The organism is Kitasatospora sp. NPDC023176 (assembly GCF_055560495.1).
This window is the reverse complement of record NZ_JBVHIP010000056.1, coordinates 20,580-41,051: the sequence shown is the minus strand read 5'-3', so window position 1 is coordinate 41,051 and position 20,472 is coordinate 20,580. Positions and strand designations below refer to the sequence as shown.

Sequence of the window (20,472 nt, the reverse complement as noted above, 5' to 3'; positions counted from 1 at the left end):
CCCCCCCCCCCCCCCCCCCCCCCCCCCCCCCCCCCCCCCCCCCCCCCCCCGGCACCCACCCTCCCGAGAGCCCCCCGACCACCCCAGAACCCCCCACCCCGGCAAGATGTCCCCCATGGATCTCGGACTCACCAACAAGGCCTACATCGTCACCGGCGCCACCCGAGGCCTGGGCCTCGCCACCGCCCGCGAACTCGTCGCCGACGGCGCCCACGTGCTCATCAGCGGCCGCACCCGACAGGCCGTCGACACCGCCGTCAGCGCACTTAAGGCCCACGGCGCCGCCCAAGGCTCCGGCACCGCCCAAACCCCCGGCACCGCCCACGGCCTGGTCGCCGACAACGCCGCCCCCGACACCGCCGAGCGCCTGATCGCCGAAGCCACCACCCGCTTCGGCCGCTTCGACGGCATCCTGATCAGCGTCGGCGGCCCCCAGGCCGGCCCCGTCGAGACCACCCCCGAGACCGCCTGGCGCGACGCCTTCGAGTCCGTCTTCCTGGGCGCCCTGCGCCTGGCCCGCGCCGCGGCCGCCGCCCTCCCCTCCGGCGGCGTGATCGGCTTCGTACTCTCCAGTTCGGTCCGCCAGCCGATCCCCGGCCTCGGTATCTCCAACGGCCTGCGCCCCGGCCTCGCGATGGCCGCCAAGGCCCTCGCCGACGAGCTCGGCCCCCGCGGCATCCGGGTGCTCGGCCTGCTCCCCGCCCGGATCGACACCGACCGGGTCCGGGAGCTGGACGCCCTGGCCGCCGACCCCGAGGCCGCCCGCGCCCTGCACAGCGCCGACATCCCGCTCGGCCGCTACGGCACCCCCGAGGAGTTCGGCAGGGTCGCCGCCTTCCTGCTCTCCCCCGCCGCCTCCTACCTGACCGGCCTGATGGTCCCCGTCGACGGCGGCGCCCTCCGCTCGCTCTGAGCCCCGCCACTCGCTCTGAGCCCCCGCTCCCGCTGAGCCCCTCCGCTCCTTCTGAGCCCCGCCCCGCTACTCCAGCTGACGATGCCCCCGCTGACCACGGCGCCGCCCGGACCGGCGCCGTCGCCCGGCGGGGGCCTCCTGCAGCACCCGGATCCGCAGGTCGGCCGGCAGCTCCGCCAGCCCCAGGCTCCGTACGGCGTCCGCCCGCGGCCCGTCCTCGAAGTGCTCCACCAGCCCGACCGGATCCCCGCCGGGCGTCAGCCGTACGGCGCCCCGCAGCCGCGGATGCCCAGGGGCGCGCACCAGGCGCACCCCGGCCCGCTCCACCTCCGGCAGCGCGGCCGTGCCGTGCTCCAGCGCCTCCTCCAGCGCCCGCGAGTTCACCCGCATCCGCAGCCCGCCCACTCCCGGCGTCGGCACCGCGATGTGAGCCAGCCCGGTCCGCCGCAGCTGCGCCACCAGCCACCAGGCCATCCCCAGGACCAGCACCGACAGCCCCCCGATCACCGTCGGCCACCACCACGAGGAGCCGACCCACCGCCCCCGGGAGCGCGCACTGACCACCGGCTGGTGCGGTGAGGTCAGCGGCCACCAGGCCGGCGGGTCGACCCCGAGCCGCCGGTACAGGTCCAGCCCGCCCGCGAGCACCAGCACCCCGACGCCCAGCAGCACCGCGCCCACCAGCCCGAGCAGCACCCGGTTGACGATCGTCCGCCTCATCCCGCCGCCTCCCCAGTCCGATCCGGCGCGCCGTCCGCCACCACACCCTCCGCCACCACCCCGGCCGACCCGCGCCAGCTCCGCACGTCCAGCCGCAACGGCCGCGCCAGTCCGACCCGCGCCAGCTCCTCCCGCAGCTGCCGCTGCACCCCGGCCGGATCCACCGGCCCGCTCACCGACACCCGCACCCGCCGCCGCCCGACCCGGATCCGCAGCTGGTCGACGCCCTCCAGCCCGGCGGCCCGGTCCGCCAGCAGGTGCCCGATCCCGGCCCGCTCGATCGCCGCTCCCGTCCCCCCGTACGGCCGCAGCACCAGCCACCGTCGCAGCCCGGGCGCGAACGCCAGCCACAGCAGCCACATCCCGGCCAGGGCCGACGCCCCGGCCCCCACCAGCACCCACAGGTCGTCCAGGTGCCGCGTGGCCAGCTCGTCGGCGATCTGTGCCCGCCACCGCCGGGCCGGCTGCCCGGCCCGCACCGCGACCGCGTCGTACAGCAGCGCCCCGGCCACCACCAGCACCACGGTGGCGACCAGCGCTGCCGCGGCCCCCCGCCCCGCCCACAGCCGCGGCACCTTCGGCGGCCGGTCCGACGCCACCGGTTCGGAGGCCTGCGGTTCCGTGCTCACCACGCTCCCCCGGCGACCAACTTCTCGACCACCACGACCACTTCGGACACCCTCGTCCCGGTCAGCCCGACCACCTGCGCCGCCACCCGGTCCCGCACGCCCCGGGCGAGGCCCGCGAGGTCGCCGGGGAAGGGCAGTTCGACGGCCACCCGCACGGTCACCGTGCTGCCCGGCCGGGCCACCGACACCCGGGGCGGCGCCCCCTTCACGGACCGTCCGGCCCAGGCCTGGGCGAGCACCTCCCGGGCGGCCTGCCCGGCGATCCGCTCGTACACCCGGTCGGCGACCCGAAGCCGCCCCCGGCGCGCCGCACCGGGGGCGGGGGCCGGGACGGAGGCCCCCATCAGCGCCGCCGGTCGCGGCCGCGGAACAGGTCGCCGAGGTCGATGTCGCCCTCCAGCAGTCGCCCTGCCACGAAGCCGACCAGTCCGAGCGCCGCCACCAGCAGGAACGCCGCGAACCCGCCGAAGTACCCGGCGAAGCCGAGGGCCATGCCCACCACCAGGCCGACGATGGCCAGGTTCATCCGCTACTCCCTCGTCCTCCGCCGAACCGAACCCGCACCCCGGGTGCTACTTGAGCTTGGGCCGCTGCCCCGCCGGCGTCACCGGCTCCTCTTCCTCCTCGAATTCCGGTTCGTCCGGGAGGTGGACGTCGTTGACCGCGATGTTGACCTCGACGACCTCCAGGCCGGTCATCCGCTCGACCGCGTCGATGATGTTCTCCCGCACCTGGTGGGCGAGTTCGGGGATCACCACGCCGTACTCGACCACCAGGGCGATGTCGATCGCGGTCTGCTTCTCGCCGACCTCGGCCTTGATCCCGCGCCCGATGCTGGACTTGCCGCCGGGCACCCGGTCCCGCATCGCGCCGAAGGTACGGGCCAGTCCGGAGCCCAGCGCGTGGATGCCGGTGACCTCGCGGGCGGCCATCCCGGCGATCTTCTCCACCACGCCGACCGCCAGCGCCGTGCGGCCGCGCTCGCCGACCGGCCGGCCGCCGTCCCCGCCCGTGCCGGACGCGGGCTTGGCGCCGGCGGGCGGGCCGGGCATCGGCGCACCGCCGGGGTTCTTGTGCAGGGTCGCGGGCGTCGGAGTGTCAGGCATGGGGCGCATCTCCCTCGTAGCGGCTCCAGCTATATCGCAAACCTCCCCAACTCTGGCATCTCGCCACGGGCCCCGCCTGCCGAGCGCACTCCGGAAACGCCGGAGGCCCGGCCCCGGGGCTTTCCCCTGGGCCGGGCCTCCCGGCGGAAACGCCGAGGTCAGTCGCCGATACCGGCGAGTTCCCGCAGTCGTCGGGCCTGGGCCACCCGTTCGGCCGAACGCTGCTCGTCGTACGACCGTCCGGAGGCACCCTGCAGCAGCGCCTTGGTCTCGATCACGGCCCCGCGCGGCGCGGCCAGCAGGGCGGCGGCGAGGTCCCGGGCGGCGGCGTCCAGCTCGGCGCCGGGTACGGCCAGGTTGGCCAGCCCGGTCGCGGCGGCCTCCTCGGCGCCCACCCAGCGGCCGGTCGCGCAGATCTCCAGCGCCCGGGCGTAGCCGACGAGTTCGACCAGCGGCTTGGTGCCGGCCAGGTCGGGGACGAGCCCGAGCGAGGTCTCCTTCATCGCGAACTGCACGTCGTCGGCGACCACCCGCAGGTCGCAGCCGAGGGCGAGCTGGAAGCCCGCGCCGACGGCGTGGCCCTGGACGACGGCGATGGTGACCAGGTCGGCGCGGCGCCACCAGGTGAAGGCCTCCTGGTACGCGGCGATGGCGTCGTCCAGCTCCTGGTCGGCGGAGCCGGCCAGCTGCAGGAAGGTGGGCTCGCCGGGGATGCCCTCGGGGGTGAACATGGCCCGGTCCAGTCCGGCCGAGAAGGAGACGCCCTCGGCGCGCAGCAGCACCACCCGCACGCTGCCGGGCAGCTCGCGTCCGGCCTGGGCGAGGGCGCGCCAGAGCGCGGGCGACTGGGCGTTGCGCCGCTTGGGCTGACAGAGGGTGACGACGGCGAGCTCGCCGTCGATCTCCAGACGGACGCCGTCCCGCTCCCAGCTCGGGGCCTGCGGGTCGGTGGCGGGGGCGGTCATGCGGGAACCTCCGGTGGCGGGGGACTTGGCTACCGGAGAGTAACAAACCTGGACGGGGACGGGCAGGGCCCCGGCTCGGAAAGATCGGAGCGGGCGCCGGGGCCGGGATCCGGACATGACGATCGGCGGCCGGTCCACTCGGCCCGAGGGCGGACGCCCGGCTGTGATCAGCCGTCGTCTCCTCGGCCGGCGTCCTGCCGCCGCGCCATCCAGCTCAGGGCCGACGGACCGTCAGGAACCGGCCCCGGCAGTTGCCTTGTTCTTGCCCCGCGTGGCACCGCCGCGGCCCCGGAGGATCACTCCGGACTCGCTCAGCATCCGGTGCACGAAGCCGTACGAACGACCGGTCTCCTCCGCGAGAGCGCGAATGCTCGCCCCGGAGTCGTACTTCTTCTTGAGATCGGCCGCGAGCTTCTCACGCGCGGCACCGGTCACCCGGCTGCCCTTTTTCAGAGTCTCGGCCACCCGTGCCTCCTCGTAGCGTTGCTCGGTCAGATTCCCATGATCACCCATCCACCGCGTCCTGGCCACCCATTCGACAAGGTCGATGTCGCAAATGCGTGGTCCTGCGGTGGTGATCCGAGCGCACCAGGGCGCTCACGCAGAGTGCACGCCCCCGGGCGGATGCCGCCGTCTACCGAGAAAGAGCTGATCAGCAGCGTCGGCCCGACCACGTTCGAGTGGCGGGCCGACGGGAAGTGCTTAAACGGAATCCGGGTCTTCTTCATTCCCGGACACGCCGAAAGGACTAGATTTTCTGGTCCCAAAAGCGGAGGCGACGTCTACTTCCGGTCAGGCCAACGAGACCAGATCGGCGTACGACGGGTTCCACAGGTCCTCGACCCCGTCGGGCAGCAGGATGATCCGCTCCGGGTCGAGCGCCTCGACCGCGCCCTCGTCGTGGGTGACCAGCACGACCGCGCCGGAGAACTCGCGCAGCGCGCCCAGGATCTCCTCGCGGCTGGCCGGGTCGAGGTTGTTGGTGGGCTCGTCCAGCAGCAGCACGTTGGCGGAGGAGACCACCAGGGTGGCCAGGGCCAGTCGGGTCTTCTCACCGCCGGAGAGCACCCCGGCCGGCTTGTCCACGTCGTCGCCGGAGAACAGGAAGGACCCGAGGATCTTGCGGATCTGCACCAGGTCGGTGTCCGGCGCGGCCGAGCGCATGTTCTCCAGGACGCTGCGGTCCGGGTCGAGCGTCTCGTGCTCCTGGGCGTAGTAGCCGACCTTCAGGCCGTGGCCCGGGATCACCTCGCCGGTGTCCGGCGCCTCCACCCCGGCCAGCATCCGCAGCAGGGTGGTCTTGCCGGCACCGTTGAAGCCCAGCACGACGACCCGGGAACCCCGGTCGATCGCCAGGTCGACGTCGGTGAAGATCTCCAGCGAACCGTAGGACTTGGACAGGCCGCTGGCGGTCAGCGGGGTCTTGCCGCAGGGCGCCGGGTCCGGGAAGCGCAGCTTGGCGACCTTGTCGTTCACCCGGGCCTGCTCCAGGCCGGAGAGCAGCTTGTCGGCGCGGCGGGCCATGTTCTGCGCGGCCACCGTCTTGGTCGCCTTGGCGCGCATCTTGTCGGCCTGCGCGTTCAGGGTCGCGGCCTTCTTCTCGGCGTTGGCCCGCTCGCGCTTGCGGCGCTTCTCGTCGTCCTCGCGCTGCTGCTGGTACTGCTTCCAGCCCATGTTGTAGACGTCGATGCTGGAGCGGTTGGCGTCCAGGTAGAAGACCTTGTTGACGACCGTCTCGACCAGGTCGACGTCGTGCGAGATGACGATGAAGCCGCCCTTGTACGTCTTCAGGAAGTCCCGCAGCCAGACGATCGAGTCCGCGTCCAGGTGGTTGGTGGGCTCGTCGAGCAGCAGCACGTCGGAGTCCGAGAAGAGGATCCGGGCGAGCTCGACCCGGCGGCGCTGACCGCCGGAGAGGGTGTGCAGCGGCTGGCCGAGGATGCGGTCCGGCAGGCCCAGCGCGGCGGCGATGGTGGCGGCCTCGGCCTCGGCGGCGTACCCGCCCTTGGTGAGGAACTCGGTCTCCAGGCGCGCGTACTTCTTCATCGCGTTCTCCTGGGTGGCGCCCTTGCCGTTGGCCATCCGGTCCTCGTTCTCGCGCATCTTCTTCAGCACGGTGTCGAGGCCGCGGGCGGAGAGGATGCGGTCCTTGGCGAGGACGTCCAGGTCACCGGTGCGCGGGTCCTGCGGGAGGTAGCCGACCTCGCCCGAACGGGTGACCGTACCGGCGGCGGGCAGGCCCTCGCCGGCCAGCACCTTGGTGAGCGTGGTCTTGCCGGCGCCGTTGCGCCCGACCAGACCGATCCGGTCACCTGCGGCGACCTTGAAGCTCGCGGACTCGATCAGGATCCGGGCACCGGCACGCAGCTCGAGGGCGTTGGCGGAAATCATGGCTGGGAACTACTCCTGGGACGTGGGCGGGCGGCCGGGCAGCGGCCCGGGCGGCGGCGGGAAGCGGGAAGGGGGCTTCATCGGCGGTCGGCGCGGTGGAACTGGGCGCCGCCGCCCGCTATTGCCCGGAGAAGATAGCCATGACGGCCAGTCTACCGGGCCGCGCGAAACGCCCCGGGGGCGTACCGCCCTGGGGTACCGGCCGACCCTCGGCTACTGCTGGGCCGCGGTCGCCTGGTCGCTCGCGGAAACCGCCGGGGCCGTCGTCGGAGCCGGCTGGTCCGCCGGGGCGGCCGGGGTCGTCGTCGGGCTCGCCGCCGGGTCGGCGCAGCCGTCCTTCGGCCGGACCGCCGCGAACGGCGCGTCCGGGTTGGCGCAGGCCGTCTCGGGGGCGGCCGCCTTGGTGTCGAAGACCTTGGGCGGCACGATCGGGCCGTCGGTGATCTCGACCCGGCTGTTGTCCAGCACCTTCACCGTCGCCGCCGGGCCGGTGATCATCGACCAGCCGTTGCTGTCCAGCCGGTAGCCGGTGATGCCGCCGGAGACGGGCACCCCGCTGCTGTTGGTGCAGGTGCGCGGGATGAGCACGGCGTAGCCGGTGTGCACGGTGCGCAGCGGGTCGAAGAGGCAGCCGTTGGAGGGCCGGTCGTTGTACCGCAGGTCGCCGTCGACGTCGCGCAGGCCCATGGTCAGGTTGGGCGTCACCACGGCCAGCCAGGGCGAACCGTCCCGCTGGACGGTGTGCAGCGCGGCCGCGGCCCGCTGGACGGCGGTCTCCTTGCGCTGGGCGTCGGTGCGCTTGTCCGCGCCCGGCTCGCCGTCGGCGCGCAGGTAGTCCGCGAGGCCCGGCACGGCGCGGTGCCAGCGCACCTCGTGGTCGCCCGGGCGCACCGAGGTGACCAGGCCGTCGTCCCAGACCACGATCGCGTTGTCCCCGGCCATCGCCAGGTAGAGCGCCTCGGCGCCCTCGCGGCGGTACGACCAGGCCCGCTCGCCGGTCTGCTTGTGGTAGGCCTCCAGGCCGGGGCCGACCACCTTGAGGTCCAGGTCGGCCGAGCTGACCGACTGCGAGTTCACCGGCGTCGCCTCCGCGTCGCCCGGCCCCGCCACCCGGTCGCCGAACGGCACCGGCTTGTTCGCGTGCGCCGCAGCACCGGCCGCAAGGACCAGCATCACCGCCAGGGCAGGCAGGATCGACCGGGGGGTGAGTACGCGCGGCGGCTTCCAGGACACGGCCGGAGCGTACCTTTCGCCGGGCGGGCGAGTCAGCCCGGAATCGCCGCCCGGGCGTCCGGTCGACCGCACGCCGGACGGTGCGCGCCCGTCCGGTACGCCCGCCCGCCCACCTGCGCCGTCGGCTCCCCGGCCGGTCGGCGGAGCCCTCCGGGGCGGGCGCCGTAAGCCGCGCCGGACCGTTACAGAGCTGATACACGGGGCCGGGCCGAACGGGTGTTGCGGCAGACGGCGTTCGAATATCGCCCACTTTAGGGTGACATTCGGCTTCTCCCTCCCCCACCGGGCCTACTGTCGGCGAGCGTGGCGCGACCGTCCGTCGACGTCGCCACCGCCCGTCCCGCTCCCGCGACATCCGGAGGAGAGACCATGCGCATCGGCCGCCTGACGCTGGCCGCCGCCGCTCTGCTGCTGATGGCCACGGCCAGTGTCCCGGCCGGGACGCCGCTCAGCCAGACCGACCGGCACGGCCTCTCCTCGGACGCCTTCGAGCCGCGCGGCGCGGCATCCCGCCCGCCGGTCCATCGGCCCAAGCACGAGCCCCCGTTCGGCGCCTTCGTCGGCTCCTGGGACGACTACATCCCGCAGATCGGCAAGTACGCCCAGTGGCTGGGCGGCGCCAACATGCAGGTCGGCCACACCTACCTGGCGGGCAACGGCTGGGCGGACATCGAGGGCGAGCCGGTGGTGCTCGGCCTGTGGTCGCAGTGGCGGCTGGCCGACCCGTCCCGGCTGCTCGTGCTCGGCGTGCCGATGCTGGTGCCCAACGAGGCGAACCTGCCGGACGGCCAGGTCGCCAAGCTGCTGGGCCAGGGCGCGCGCGGGGACTTCGACAGCCACTTCCTCCGGCTCGCCCGCCGGCTGGTGGCGCTCGGCGGCGCGGACACCGTGATCACCCTCGGCTGGGAGATGAACGGCGTCACCTACACCCACCGCTGCAAGCCCGACCCGACCGCGTGGAAGGCGTACTGGCGCCGGATCGTCGGGGTGATGCGCTCGGTGCCCGGGCAGCGGTTCCGCTTCGACTTCGCCCCCACCCGGGGCCTGGACGCCATCCCGTGGACCAAGTGCTACCCCGGCGACGACGTGGTCGACATCATCGGCATGGACAGCTACGACCAGCCGGCCGGGAGCACCTTCGACGACTACGTGCGCGAGCCGTACGGCCTGCAGGACCAGGTGGAGTTCGCGGCCAAGCGCGGCAAGCCGGTCTCGTACCCGGAGTGGGGGCTGTTCCGCAACGGCGACAACCCCGAGTTCGTCCGGCGGATGGTCGAGTGGATGCGCACCCATGACACCGCCTACCAGACCGTCACCGACTACTGCCCGCACGGCTTCTTCCAGTGCCGGAGCAATCCGCGGTCGACGTCGGCGTTCAAGCAGCTGATGGCCGGTTCGCCGGGGGCGCCGACGGCGGTGCCGACGGTGCCCCCGGCCCCGATCGTGCCGGTGGTGCCGAGCGTCCCCGCCGTACCGAACCCGTCCGCCACGCCCGGGACCCCGGCCCTGCCGGGCGCGACGGCGAGCCCCTCGGCCGGCGCGTCGCCCAGCCCGTCCGCGGCCGGCACGCCGTCGCGTCGTTAGCGCGCCGAGGGCCGCGGTCAGGCCCGGCGGCGGGCCAGCAGGGCCTCCTTGAGCCGGGGGAAGCGGGTGCGCAGCTGGTGCGCCGCCGCCTGCCGGGCGAGCACCGCGCCGGCCCGGACGGCGGCCGCCGGGGCCGCGCCCGCCGGGCCCAGCAGCAGGCGCTGGTTGGGCATCCGGTCCGGCCGCCAGCGCTGCTTGTACGGTTCCTGGCCGCGCAGCAGGCCGAGCACCGGGATGCCGGCGCCGACCGTCTCGTCCAGGGCGGCGCTGAACAGCAGCCCGGCGATGTCCAGCCGCTCGCGCAGCACCGGGTGGGCGCCGTACATGTACAGCCCGCCGAAGGAGGGGCAGAGCAGCAGCAGGTTGACCGCGACCAGCTCGCCGTTCAGGTGGAACTGGTGGACGGCCGCCCGGCCGGTGGCGACCAGGCCGGTGGTGGACTCGGTCAGGTGCCGGGCGAAGCGCTCGGTGCGGTGCTCGGCAGTGACGCCGCGCTCCTGCCACTGCAGGAAGTGCAGCCGCAGCAGCCCCTCCAGCGCGGCCGGCACCTCGTCCACCGGCGTGCTGCGGACCTGCACCCCGGCCTCGGCGATCTTGCGCAGCTTCACCCGGCTGCGCTGGGCGGTCTTGCCGGGCACCCGCTTGAGCAGCCGCTCCATCGGGACGGCCGGGAGGTACTGGCAGAGCGAGTCCTGGTAGCGGCGCCGGGCACCGCGCCAGTGCTCGTACACCCGCTGCACCGCGGCCTCGGGGTGAACCTCGCGCAGCTCCAGCCAGTGCCAGGGGCGGGTGAGCGGGAGGGCGGCGGCGAACTCGGCGGCGGCCCGGTCGGCGCAGTCGTCGTCGAGCAGGACGTCACCGTAGTCGACCAGCCCGGCCCCGAGGCCGGTGAGGCCGCCGAACGGGCCGCCGCGCCGTCTGAAGGCGCCGGCGCCGACCAGCCGGCCGTCCCGGCGGACCAGCACCACCAGCAGCGCGCCCGGCCGGCCGTAGTGGCGCCACCAGGAGCGCTGCCAGGCGGCGGCCTGGAAGAAGGTGGCGGTGCGGCACCGGGCGGCCAGCGCGTCCCACTCCTCGGCGACGGTGTCCAGGGCGTCGTCCTCGCGGCGCAGCTCGGTGGTCCAGGTGGGCGCGGCCGACTGGGCCGGGAGGCCGGCGGCGCGGGCCTCGGTGCTCATCGTCCGCTCCCGGCTGCGGTCTTCTCCTTGGCCGGGGGCTTGGACCCGGCCTCGGGCCCGGGCTTCGCGTCGCCCTTCGGGTCGGCCTTCGGGTCGGTCTTCTGCTCGGCCTTCTGCTCGGCCTTCGCGTCGGCCTTCTGCTCGCTCTTCGGCCGGGCCTTGCTGCGCTGCTCCTCGCTGCGCGGACGGGGCGTGGCCGGGGCCGGGGCCGTGGGCCCCACGGCTGCCGCGGCCTCGCTCGGCTCGCTCGGCTCGCTCGGCTCGGGGGTCTGCGCCGCCACCGGCGTCTCGGCGGTGTCCGTGCCGCCGCGCCGACGGGTCATCAGCACCAGCGACCCGAGCAGCAGCCCGGCCGCGGCGCCGACCGCGACGTCCAGCTTGGCAGAGGGCGTGGTCGGCTTGTCCGGCTCGGCGGCCGGGGCCAGCGTCACCAGCCGGACGTTGGTGTCCTTGCTGCTGGTGTTGGCGAAGGCGACCAGCGAGCGGGCCACCGCGTCCGCGGTCTGGGCGGCCTCCTGGGCGCGCCTGCCGGTGCCGGTGATCTCGATCATCGGGGCGTCCGGGGAGGTCGTCCCGGAGACCTGGGACTCCAGCTCGGAGCGGGTGCGGCCGGTCTCGGCAGCCGCGACCCCGAGCACCTGCGGCTGGCCCGCGAGCCGCCCGTACGCCTGGGCGAAGTTGGTCGCGGTCGACGCCTCCCCCGGGTTCTGCGGCACCACGAGGACGTAGGCGCTGGCGGAGTACGAGGGGTGCGAGACGACGGCGTACCCGCCGCCGGCCGCGGCGCCCAGCGGCACCGCGAGCGCCACCGGCCACCAGCGGCGGACCAGGTGGCGGGCGCTTCGGCGCGGTGTGGTCATGGGTGTGGCTCCTTGGGTCTGGTACGGCGGTTCCGGCGGCGGGCGGTCAGACGCGGGCCAGCCGGTCGTAGAGGGCGCCCAGGTCGGCGGCGACCCGGGCGATGTCGTAGTGGCCGACGGCCGGGGGGTGCGGCAGCGGGTCGGCGGTGTGGCCGCTCAGCTGCCGCAGGTCGCGCAGCGCGGCGGCGTAGGCGGCGGGTTCGGAGGGGATGCGGCGGGCCTGCGGGGCGGCGCTGGGCGGCAGTTCGTCCAGCGCGGGGCAGGCGCTGTGCCGCACCGGCAGCCCGGCCGCGAGGCCCTCCAGCACACCGAGGCCGAAGGTCTCCGCGGTGGAGGGGGCGGCCAGCACGTCCATGGCGGCCAGCAGGTCGGGGACGTCGTCGCGCTCGCCGGTGAGCACCAGCCGCTCCCGGACGCCGAGTTCGGCCGCCCGGCGCTCCAGTGCGGCCCGCTCGGGGCCCTCGCCGACCAGCACCAGCCTGGTCCCCGGGTCGAGGTCGACGAGCGCCTCCAGCAGCACCTGGAAGCGCTTGCCGGGGACCAGTCGGCCGACCCCGCCGACCACCCAACTGCCCTCCGGCAGCCCGAGTTCGGCCCGGATCCGGCGGCGGGCGGCGGCCCGCTCGGCGGGCGGACGGCGATAGCCGGCGGTGTCGATGCCGTTGGGGATCAGCTCGATCCGGGCCGGCGGGACGCCCCAGGACCGCAGGGTCTGGGAGACCTGCCGGGAGACCGCGACGGTGGTGCTGCCGAGCCGTTCGGCCGCCAGGTAGAGGCCCTTGACGCCTCGGGTGACCGGCCGGCCCTCGATCACCCCGGTGTGCAGCGAGTGCTCGGTGGAGACCACCGCCCGCACCCCGGCGAGCCGCGCGGCCAGCCGGCCGTACAGCTGCGCCCGGTAGAGGTGGGTGTGCACCAGGTCGTAGCGGCCGGCCCGGATCAGCCGGACCAGCCGGGGCAGCGCCCCGAGGTCCCGGTTGCCGCGCATGCCGAGGTGGTGGACGGTCACGCCGTCGGCGCGCAGCGCGTCGGCGACCGTGCCGGGGTTGGTCAGCGCGAGCACCTCGCAGCGCTGGTGCGGCGGCAGGTGGCGCAGCAGCAGCTGGAGTTGACGCTCGGCACCGCCGGAGGCGAGCCCGGTGACGATGTGCAGCACCTTCACGGCCGACGCTCCGCCACTGCCCGCTCGCCTCCGGGGCGGTCCCGACGGCTCCGCTTCAGTTCGGTGACGGCGTCGCGCAGCCGGTGCCGGCCCTTCTTTGCGCGCAGCCGCCAGGCGCCGTCGCGGTCGCCGACGTAGCAGCGGGGCAGGGCGTAACGGCCGGTGAGCGGGGAGTGGGCGATGGCGCAGGCGTAGTCGTACCCGGCGTCGCGCACGGCGGCGGCGGCGGGCAGGTCGACGGCGCCGTACGGGTAGCAGAAGCCGGTGACCGGGCCGCCGACAACCTCCTCCAGCAGGCGCCGGCTCTCCCGGGTCTGCACCGCGAGGGCCTCGGCGGGCAGTCCGGGCAGTGCCTGGTGGCCGAGGCCGTGCGAGCCGATCTCCCAGCCGGCGGAGGCGAGTTCGGTGACCTCCTCGACGGTGAGCAGCTTCTTGCGCGGGCCCTCGGTGTCCCAGCCGTTGTCCTGGCCGAGGAGGTCGGCGACCACGTAGGCGGTGGCGGTGAAGCCGTACGCCTGCAGGATCGGTACGGCGTACCGGGCGAAGTCCGCGTAACCGTCGTCGAAGGTGAGGCCGACCAGCTTGTCGTCCCGCCCGTGGGCGCGGGCCCGCATCAGCTCGCGGACCGAGACGCCGCGCTGTCCGCGCCGGTGCAGCCAGGCGATCTGCTCGGTGAACCGCTCGGGGCTGACGGTGAGCTGGTACGGGTCCTCCTTCTCGACCGCCACCGAGTGGTACATCAGGATCCACGGCGAGGAGGAGCCGGGCAGGGCGGGTTCGCCGACCGGGCGGCGACTCCTGGGCAGTCGTGCCCGGTCGGGCGGGGCGTTGGTGACGCCCGCCTGGGCCGAACGGACGGTTCCCCGTTCACTGTCCATGGGGAAACTTCCCTTCATCGGCGATGGTTGGCTGGAGAGGCCTCCGACGCCCGGTGAGTCCCACGACCCGGGCGGCGGCGAGGACGGGGCCGCGCACTTCGTGGGCACCGAGCCCGGTGCCGAGGGCGGCGAAGACGAGCCCCACGGTGAGGCCCCCGGAGAGGGTCGAGAGCAGCGGATCGGTGACCAGGCTCGCGGCGGCGGCGCCCAGCACGGTGGCCCCGGCGGCGGCGCCGACCAGCCGGCCGTGGCCGCCGAGCACCCGGCGCAGCCGCAGCGGGATGCCGCGCAGCACCAGGCCGTGCAGCAGCAGCGCGGCGGTGGTGGTGATCCCGGTCGCGTTGCCGGCGGCCAGGCCTAGGGCGCCGAAGCGCGGTGTGGCGAGCAGGCCGACGGTGACGGTCACCCCGAGGCCGAGCAGCATCGCGGCGACCGGGTACCAGTCCAGCAGGCGGCGCCCGCCGTCCTCGGTGCGCGGGTCGTCGGCCCGGCGGACCACCGGGCGCAGCGAGAAGTACGGGCGGATCATCACGCCGATCAGCGCCTGGGCGGGCAGGCCGAAGCTGTACACCCGGATGACGGCGGCGGTGGCGGCGGTGTCGCCGGGGCCGAAGGCGCCGCGCTCGAACAGCAGCGAGACCGTCGAAGGGGCGCAGGCCATCAGGAAGGCGGTGCCGAACAGGACGACCGCCGCGGCCTGGCCGAGGTCCTTCTCGACCCGGTCCCGGGCGGCGGTGAGGTCCCCGGCCGCGAGCGCCCGGGCCACCAGCGGGAAGGTGACGGTGCAGATCAGGATGCCCGCCGTCATGGCGAGTTGGGAGACCTTGGCGGCGTAGTTGAGGTGCGAGATGGTGCCGGGCGGCAGCGCCGAGCCGAGGTAGCGCTCGACGAACACCTGGGACTGCCGGGTCAGGGTGAAGGCCGCCACCGGCAGCAGCGCCAGCGGCATCAGCACCAGTGTGTTGCGGCCGCGCCGGCCGCGGCCGGCCGCGGCCTGGCCGGACCGCAGGTGCCGCAGGAACGGGCCGACCAGCAGACCGGCCATCAGCAGGCTGCCGAGCGCCACGCCCAGGGCGGCGGAGCGGACGCCGAGGAGGCCGTGGAAGCCGAACAGCAGGGCCAGGATGCCCAGGTTGTAGGCGACGTAGATGCCGGCCGGGGCGGTGAAGCTGTGGTGGGCGCGCAGGGCGGCGGCCAGGTAGCCGGCCACCCCGAAGGGCAGCACGGTGATCGCGGTGATCCGGGTGCAGACCACGGCCAGGCCCGGGTCGGGCAGGCCGGGGGCGAGCAGCTCGACCAGTTGGGGCGCGCCCAGGGCGGCGGCCAGGGCGAGCCCGCTGAGGGCGAGCAGCAGCCAGGGCAGGGTGGCGCGGACCAGCTGGCGGACCGGGTCGGGGGCGTCCGGGTCCTCCTCGCGAAGCACCAGGGCGAGGGCGAAGGCGGGCACCATGAGGAAGGACATGGCGTCCTCGATCAGCAGCGGTGCGGCCGTCTCGGGGACGGTCCAGGCGACCAGGAAGGCGTCGGTGCCCTGGCTGGCGCCGAAGTAGCGGGCCAGCAGGAGGTCGCGCAGCAGGCCGAGGCCGGATCCGGCCGCGCTGAGCACGGCGGTGATGCCGAAGGCCTTGGCGAGGAAGCCGCCCCGGGGCACCGGGTCCGGTCCGGGCGCGGGGGCTTGGACGGGGGCGCTGCGGGGGGCCGGGACGGGGGAGGCCAGGGCGGCGGGCCGGTCGGTGGTCACAGGGCCATCGCCCGCCCGTCGCCGACGGCACCGGCGTGCCCGTTCGGCTCGGGACGGGCCGTCCCCTGGGCGGCGGCGCGGGCGGCGAGGCCGAGGACGACGGAGGTCAGCACGGTGGTGGTGCCGCCGATGTCGGCGTACAGGAAGTCGACCAGCACCCAGGTGAGCAGGGCGAGGGCGGCCAGGGTCGTGCCGCGGCGGTTGCGCAGGCAGCCGAGCAGCAGGCCGAGGAAGAGCGCGGCGTAGGCGGTGATGCCGATCAGGCCCTGCTCGCTGAGCACCAGGAAGTACATGTTGTGCGGGGAGAGCAGCGGTTCGCGCTGGAAGCCGATGGTGGGGTCGGAGGCGTCGCTGCCGGAGGACAGTCGCAGCGGGGCGTGGCTGTCGCGCAGCTTGGGGAACGCCTTCGGTCCGGCGCCGTGGACGGGGCGGTCCTGCCAGATCCGCCCGGCGGTGGACCACAGGTCGTAGCGGTCGGAGACGGACTGGTCGGGCGCGGCGGAGACCGAGCCGATCGAGCTGAGCCGCTCGGTGACGCCGGAGGCGCCCAGGCCGAGGCCGCCGACCAGGACGACCGCGGCGGCCACGCCCAGCACGGCGCTGCGGACCAGCAGCCGGGCGTCGGCGCGCAGCAGCAGCACGGTGGCGGCGACGCCGGTGGCGATCCAGCTGCCGCGGCTGAAGGAGACGGCGAGCGGGAAGGTGAGGAAGGCGGCGGCGGCGAACATCGCCCGGCGGAGGCGGACGCTGCCGCCGGGACCGCGCTCGCCGAGGGCGAGGGCCAGGGCGGCCAGCAGCCCGTAGCTGACCACGGTGGACATCGCCATGATGTCCAGCGCGCCGAAGGTGCCGACGGCCCGGATCGGCTGGCCGGCGTAGGAGGCGCCGGTGCGGGTGAGGTACTGGTTCGCGCCGACCACGCCCTGGATCAGCGCGGCGAGCACGAAGGAGCCGAGGACGAGCCGCTGGTCGGTACGGTCGCGCAGCGAGCAGAGCACGGCGGCCGGGACCAGGACGAACACCTGGGTGAGCCGGACGAAGCCGGTGATGCTGGTGGCCGGGTCGATGGAGCCGGCGGTGGCGACGGCCGCGGCGACCACGACGGCGCCGAACAGCGCGCAGGTGGTGCGGGTGATCGCGGGCAGCCGTCCGCGCAGCAGGTTGAGCGCGGTGAGGGCGACCAGGGCGAGCGAGGCGACGTCGGCGGCGGTGACGTGGACGGCCGCGGTGACGTCCTTCTCTCCTGCGGGCACGCAGACCAGCAGCACGGTGGCCGCGGCCAGCACGCTGGGCCGGTCCGCGAGGGCGGGCAGGGCCCGCCGTAACACCGGCCGTGGAAGGGCCGTAAGGGTCAGGGCCACGCCGGGTCAGCTCCCGTCCGGGTGGAGCATCAGGGCCGCGGTGCGGCACAGGATCTTGACGTCCTGCCAGAGGCTCCAGCTCTCGATGTAGCGGTTGTCGAAGCGGGCCCGCTCCTCGATCGAGGTGTCCCCGCGCAGGCCGTTGACCTGGGCGAGGCCGGTGAGGCCGACCGGGACGCGGTGGCGGTCGGCGTACTCGGGGTAGGCCTGGCTGAACCGCATGACGAAGTACGGGCGTTCGGGGCGCGGGCCGACCAGGCTCATGTCGCCGCGCAGGACGTTCCACAGCTGCGGCAGCTCGTCCAGCGAGCTCTTGCGCAGCAGGCGGCCGACGGCGCCCATCCGGTGGTCCTGGGAGATGTTCCAGCGGGTCGCCGACTCGTGCTCGTTGCTGGGGCGCAGGGTGCGGAACTTCAGCACGGTGAAGACCCGCCCGTCCAGGCCGGTGCGCTGCTGGCGGAAGAGCACCCCGGGACCGGTGTCGAAGCGGACGGCGAGGGCGCACAGCACCAGGACGGGGGCGAGCAGCAGCAGGCCGAAGCCGGCGGCGGTGACGTCCAGGGCGCGCTTGGCGGCCCAGCCGGGGCGGCGCATGGCCGGGCTGCCGAGCCGCAGGCAGGGGAAGCCCCACAGGTGGTCGCCGCCGGCGATCGGGGCGGTGGGCAGCGAGCCGTGTTCGCGCAGTGCGGGCACCAGCCAGACCTGGCAGCCGAGCCGGACGGCGTCCCGCAGGGCGGCGGCGGTCTCGGCCTCGTCGGCGGCGCCGGCGGTGGCGATCACGTGGTGGATCCGGTGCCGGTGGACCTCGCGCTCCAGGACCTCGCGGCCGCCGAGGACGGGCAGGTCGGTGTCGGTGGCGAGCAGCGGCGGGTCGGCGTCCAGGAAGCCGACCGGGCGCATCCCGTACTCGCCGTGCTCGGTGAGGGCGGCGGCGACCTTGCGGCCGAGCCGGCCGGCGCCGAGCACCAGGACGGGGCTGGGGCGGCCGCGGCGGATCCGCCGGACCAGGTGGTAGAGGATGGCCCGGCCGGCGGTGGCGATCAGCAGCTGGGTGCCGAGCAGGACGGCGAGACGGGCCGGGGTGGCCGGGCCGCAGTCGGGCCAGCGGCCGTCCAGGCAGCCGGCCAGGGTGACGGCGAAGGCGGTGGCGACCACGGCCCGGCCGGCCAGGGCGGGCAGTTCGTCCAGGACGGACAGGGTGAGCCGGGTGCGGTAGAGGCCGCCGGCCAGGTAGAGCAGCAGGAGCAGGGGCAGGACGGCGGCGACGCCGAGCAGTGGGGCGAGCGGCGTGTCGGGGTCGATCGCCCGGTTGGCGATGCCGGCGGCGGTGCAGAGCGCGATCGCGTCGACCTGGACCAGCGCGAGCGGCAGGGCGAGCCGGGACCTGGGGGCCCGGCGGTGCCGGCGGGGCGACGGCACCGCCCGGCTGTACGTCGCCCCGGTCGGCCGGTCGAGCACCCCGGTGCCGGGCAGACGCGGTCCGGACAGGGGCCCGCCGGATCGCGGCACGCTGTCGTGGTCAATGGTCATCAGCGCACGAACTCCCCTGCTGTGTGCCCGGGGTGGCGGTGCCCCGGCACCGATAGGCGTGGGGCGGCCGTCCCGGCCCGGTGGGCGCGGTCCTGACAGCACCTGCTATCGCTGGCGGCTTTCGGTTCTCCTGCGAGGAGGCCGATCGCGGAACGGCTGGTCACCATGGACGAGGCCGCGAAGGGCCCGGACGCGAATTTCCGGGGTGGAATCGAAGCGAAGCAGGCAAAATCCGACAATACCGAACCTGGCCATGCGGGCTGGAAGTTGACTTGCCATTTCATTCCAGCCGCCCATTAATAGGTATTTCGGATTTGACGCCTCGTCCTTATCCGGTTGAGGGTGCGAATGCGCCAACGCCGGAACGGCGGGGATTCACGGCATGTGAAACGATCAGATCCGCTCTGGGACACGGGCCCGGCGCCGTCCGGCCGCCGGTCCGGCCCCCAGCAGGTGGCGGTACAGGACATCGACCTGTTCGACCACCGTGCGGACGTCGTGCCGGGCGACCACGTGGTCACGCAGCCGGGCACCGCGCCGCTCGCACTCGATCGGATCGGACAGCCCTTCCGCCATCCGGGTGGCGAGCGCGTCCGCGTCCTCGGGCGGCACCACCGACCGCGCGCGCTCCGTCTGCGGCAGGCACTCCCGGGCCCCCGGCACGTCCGTCAGCAGCACCGGGCGGGCCGCCGCCATCGCCTCCAGCGGGGCCAGCGCCATGCCCTCCCAGCGTGAGGGCAGCACCACCAGGTCGGCCGCCGCCAGCCACGGACGCGGATCCGGCACGTCCCCGACCAGCCGGACCCGGCACGGCTCCGCCGACGCCCGGACGGCCTCCGCCAGCCGCTGCTCCTCCGGCCCGCCGCCGACCAGCGCCAGCCGGGCCTGCGGCACCCGGCGCAGCACCTCCGGCCAGGCGGCCAGCAGCACGTCCTGGCCCTTCTGCCGGCACAGCCGCCCGACGCAGACCGCGAGCGGGGCGTCCAGGTCCAGCCCCAACGCGATCCGGGCGGCCCGGCGGTCGGTGGGCGCGTAGTGGCGCACGTCCACGCCGTTGGGCACCACCGCCCAGTCCGCGTGCACCCCGGCGGCCACGCCGTCCGCCCGCTCCTGGACGCTGACGCACAGCAGCCGGTGCGCCCAGCGGGTCGCGAAGCGCTCCCAGCGCAGGGTGGCGGCGGCCATCGCGCCGTCCACGGCGGCGAAGGACCAGGCGTGCGGCTGGAAGACGGTCGGCACCGCGCCGCGCACGGCCAGCCGGCCGGCCAGGCCGGCCTTGGCGCTGTGCAGGTGGACCACGTCGGGCCCGGCCGCCCGGACGATCCGGCGCAGCCGCCAGGCCTCGGCGGCGGTGGCCGGGCCGGGCGAGCGGTCGGCGGGCCAGTCCTGGACCAGCGCGCCCACCGCAGCGGCCTCCTCGGCCAGCCGGCCGCCGCGCGGGCAGGCGACCAGCACCCGGTGCCCGGCCTCGCGCTGCCCCCGGACCAGATCGACGACGACGCGGGCGACTCCGCCGTCCACCGGCTGTGAAATGTGAAGGATCGTCATATGCACGGCGGCGAGCCTAGGATGGCTCCCCCGCGCCGGGCGGCCCCCGTCACCCGCAGGGGGCGGGCCGTCCACCCGTACGGCTTTCGGCTCGTACGGGCGGACGAGCCGCTCGAAACTCCGGACGATTCGGCCGACCGATCCGGATCAGCGGATCGTGGGTCGACCGATCCGGGGTCGACGGATCCGGGGTCGACGGATCCGGTTCAGCGGACCTCGGCGGCCAGGTTGGCCAGCACCTGGTCGTGGATCCGGTTCAGGCCCTTGGGGGCGAAGGTGCGCTCGAAGAAGCCGCCGATGCCGGTCGCGCCCTGCCAGGTGGCGGTGACGGTGACCTTGGTGCGGCCCTCGCCGGCGGCCGCGACGGTCCAGGTGATCACCATGCTGGAGTTGGCGTCCTTCTCCACCAGCTGGTCCGGCGAAGGCGCCGAGACGGTGAACAGGCAGTCGCGCACCCGCTTCTCGGTGGCCTGCAGCTTCCAGTGCACCTGGGTGCCGGCGCCGGTGCCGCCGACCCGGACCTCGTACTCGCTGTACTGCGCGGGCAGCAGCTTCGGGCGGGTCACCTGGTAGTCGGCCAGCACCTCGTACACCCGCTCGGGGGCCGCGTCGTAGACCCGCTCGGTGGTGGCCCGTACCTGTCCCATGCCGTGCTCTCCTCGTGTGGTGGGTA

20 protein-coding genes are annotated in these 20,472 nt (G+C 74.9%); 2 read left to right on the top strand and 18 right to left on the bottom strand.

What is annotated here, in order from left to right:
• The first annotated feature begins 115 nt into the window (after positions 1 to 115).
• On the top strand, positions 116 to 913 hold the full coding sequence (locus ACZ3YL_RS39940) for an SDR family oxidoreductase (protein WP_465662526.1): 798 nt from the start codon (positions 116 to 118) through the stop codon (positions 911 to 913).
• A gap of 66 nt (positions 914 to 979) precedes the next feature.
• On the opposite strand, the gene ACZ3YL_RS39935 is transcribed toward ACZ3YL_RS39940, so the two are convergent.
• The 9 genes from ACZ3YL_RS39935 to ACZ3YL_RS39895 form a co-directional block, all read right to left on the bottom strand.
• Complete coding sequence (locus ACZ3YL_RS39935) at positions 980 to 1,633, bottom strand: alkaline shock response membrane anchor protein AmaP (protein ID WP_465662525.1); 654 nt, start codon at positions 1,631 to 1,633, stop codon at positions 980 to 982.
• On the bottom strand, positions 1,630 to 2,262 hold the full coding sequence (locus ACZ3YL_RS39930) for a DUF6286 domain-containing protein (protein WP_465662524.1): 633 nt from the start codon (positions 2,260 to 2,262) through the stop codon (positions 1,630 to 1,632). The genes ACZ3YL_RS39935 and ACZ3YL_RS39930 overlap by 4 nt, the downstream gene beginning before the upstream one ends.
• Entirely contained in the window at positions 2,259 to 2,606 is a 348-nt protein-coding gene (locus ACZ3YL_RS39925) for an Asp23/Gls24 family envelope stress response protein (RefSeq protein ID WP_188308460.1), read from the bottom strand. Before ACZ3YL_RS39925 ends, ACZ3YL_RS39930 begins: the two co-directional genes overlap by 4 nt.
• Positions 2,606 to 2,788, bottom strand: coding sequence for a hypothetical protein (locus ACZ3YL_RS39920; RefSeq protein WP_465662523.1), 183 nt, complete (start codon positions 2,786 to 2,788; stop codon positions 2,606 to 2,608). Before ACZ3YL_RS39920 ends, ACZ3YL_RS39925 begins: the two co-directional genes overlap by 1 nt.
• Before the next feature lie 46 nt (positions 2,789 to 2,834).
• Positions 2,835 to 3,314, bottom strand: coding sequence for an Asp23/Gls24 family envelope stress response protein (locus ACZ3YL_RS39915; protein ID WP_465662528.1), 480 nt, complete (start codon positions 3,312 to 3,314; stop codon positions 2,835 to 2,837).
• A 212-nt stretch (positions 3,315 to 3,526) separates the two neighbouring features.
• On the bottom strand, positions 3,527 to 4,333 hold the full coding sequence (locus tag ACZ3YL_RS39910; protein ID WP_188308457.1) for an enoyl-CoA hydratase/isomerase family protein: 807 nt from the start codon (positions 4,331 to 4,333) through the stop codon (positions 3,527 to 3,529).
• Positions 4,334 to 4,564: 231 nt separating this feature from the next.
• A complete protein-coding gene (locus ACZ3YL_RS39905) occupies positions 4,565 to 4,798 on the bottom strand; it encodes a helix-turn-helix domain-containing protein (RefSeq protein WP_030059940.1) in 234 nt (77 codons plus the stop codon).
• 327 nt (positions 4,799 to 5,125) lie between these two features.
• Positions 5,126 to 6,724, bottom strand: coding sequence for a ribosomal protection-like ABC-F family protein (gene abc-f, locus ACZ3YL_RS39900; protein WP_188308456.1), 1,599 nt, complete (start codon positions 6,722 to 6,724; stop codon positions 5,126 to 5,128).
• A 213-nt stretch (positions 6,725 to 6,937) separates the two neighbouring features.
• A complete protein-coding gene (locus tag ACZ3YL_RS39895) occupies positions 6,938 to 7,957 on the bottom strand; it encodes a PQQ-binding-like beta-propeller repeat protein (RefSeq protein WP_188308455.1) in 1,020 nt (339 codons plus the stop codon).
• A gap of 369 nt (positions 7,958 to 8,326) precedes the next feature.
• Here ACZ3YL_RS39895 and ACZ3YL_RS39890 point away from each other — a divergent pair, with 369 nt between their 5' ends.
• Positions 8,327 to 9,541 (top strand): glycoside hydrolase family 26 protein, encoded by a 1,215-nt coding sequence (locus ACZ3YL_RS39890; protein ID WP_465662520.1) that lies wholly within the window; start codon positions 8,327 to 8,329, stop codon positions 9,539 to 9,541.
• 17 nt (positions 9,542 to 9,558) lie between these two features.
• On the opposite strand, the gene ACZ3YL_RS39885 is transcribed toward ACZ3YL_RS39890, so the two are convergent.
• From ACZ3YL_RS39885 to ACZ3YL_RS39845, 9 genes are all read right to left on the bottom strand, one after another.
• Positions 9,559 to 10,719 (bottom strand): GNAT family N-acetyltransferase, encoded by a 1,161-nt coding sequence (locus ACZ3YL_RS39885; protein ID WP_465662518.1) that lies wholly within the window; start codon positions 10,717 to 10,719, stop codon positions 9,559 to 9,561.
• Positions 10,716 to 11,579, bottom strand: a complete 864-nt coding sequence (locus tag ACZ3YL_RS39880) for a YveK family protein (protein WP_465662516.1) — start codon at positions 11,577 to 11,579, stop codon at positions 10,716 to 10,718. The genes ACZ3YL_RS39885 and ACZ3YL_RS39880 overlap by 4 nt, the downstream gene beginning before the upstream one ends.
• A 46-nt stretch (positions 11,580 to 11,625) precedes the next feature.
• Positions 11,626 to 12,741: a glycosyltransferase gene (locus ACZ3YL_RS39875; protein ID WP_465662514.1), complete on the bottom strand. Its 1,116-nt coding sequence runs from the start codon at positions 12,739 to 12,741 to the stop codon at positions 11,626 to 11,628.
• The gene (locus ACZ3YL_RS39870) at positions 12,738 to 13,619 is read right to left on the bottom strand and encodes a polysaccharide deacetylase family protein (protein WP_465662512.1); all 882 of its coding nucleotides are present in this window, start codon (positions 13,617 to 13,619) and stop codon (positions 12,738 to 12,740) included. The genes ACZ3YL_RS39875 and ACZ3YL_RS39870 overlap by 4 nt, the downstream gene beginning before the upstream one ends.
• Complete coding sequence (gene murJ, locus ACZ3YL_RS39865) at positions 13,609 to 15,360, bottom strand: murein biosynthesis integral membrane protein MurJ (protein ID WP_465662510.1); 1,752 nt, start codon at positions 15,358 to 15,360, stop codon at positions 13,609 to 13,611. The genes ACZ3YL_RS39870 and murJ overlap by 11 nt, the downstream gene beginning before the upstream one ends.
• Positions 15,357 to 16,721 (bottom strand): O-antigen ligase family protein, encoded by a 1,365-nt coding sequence (locus ACZ3YL_RS39860; protein ID WP_465662508.1) that lies wholly within the window; start codon positions 16,719 to 16,721, stop codon positions 15,357 to 15,359. The genes murJ and ACZ3YL_RS39860 overlap by 4 nt, the downstream gene beginning before the upstream one ends.
• 6 nt (positions 16,722 to 16,727) lie before the next feature.
• Positions 16,728 to 18,251, bottom strand: coding sequence for a sugar transferase (locus tag ACZ3YL_RS39855; RefSeq protein ID WP_465662506.1), 1,524 nt, complete (start codon positions 18,249 to 18,251; stop codon positions 16,728 to 16,730).
• Between the two features lie 393 nt (positions 18,252 to 18,644).
• A complete protein-coding gene (locus tag ACZ3YL_RS39850) occupies positions 18,645 to 19,799 on the bottom strand; it encodes a glycosyltransferase (protein WP_465662504.1) in 1,155 nt (384 codons plus the stop codon).
• 206 nt (positions 19,800 to 20,005) lie between these two features.
• Positions 20,006 to 20,446 carry an SRPBCC family protein gene (locus tag ACZ3YL_RS39845; RefSeq protein ID WP_465662502.1) on the bottom strand — a complete coding sequence of 147 codons (441 nt, stop codon included), beginning with the start codon at positions 20,444 to 20,446 and terminating at the stop codon, positions 20,006 to 20,008.
• Positions 20,447 to 20,472: the final 26 nt, after the last annotated feature.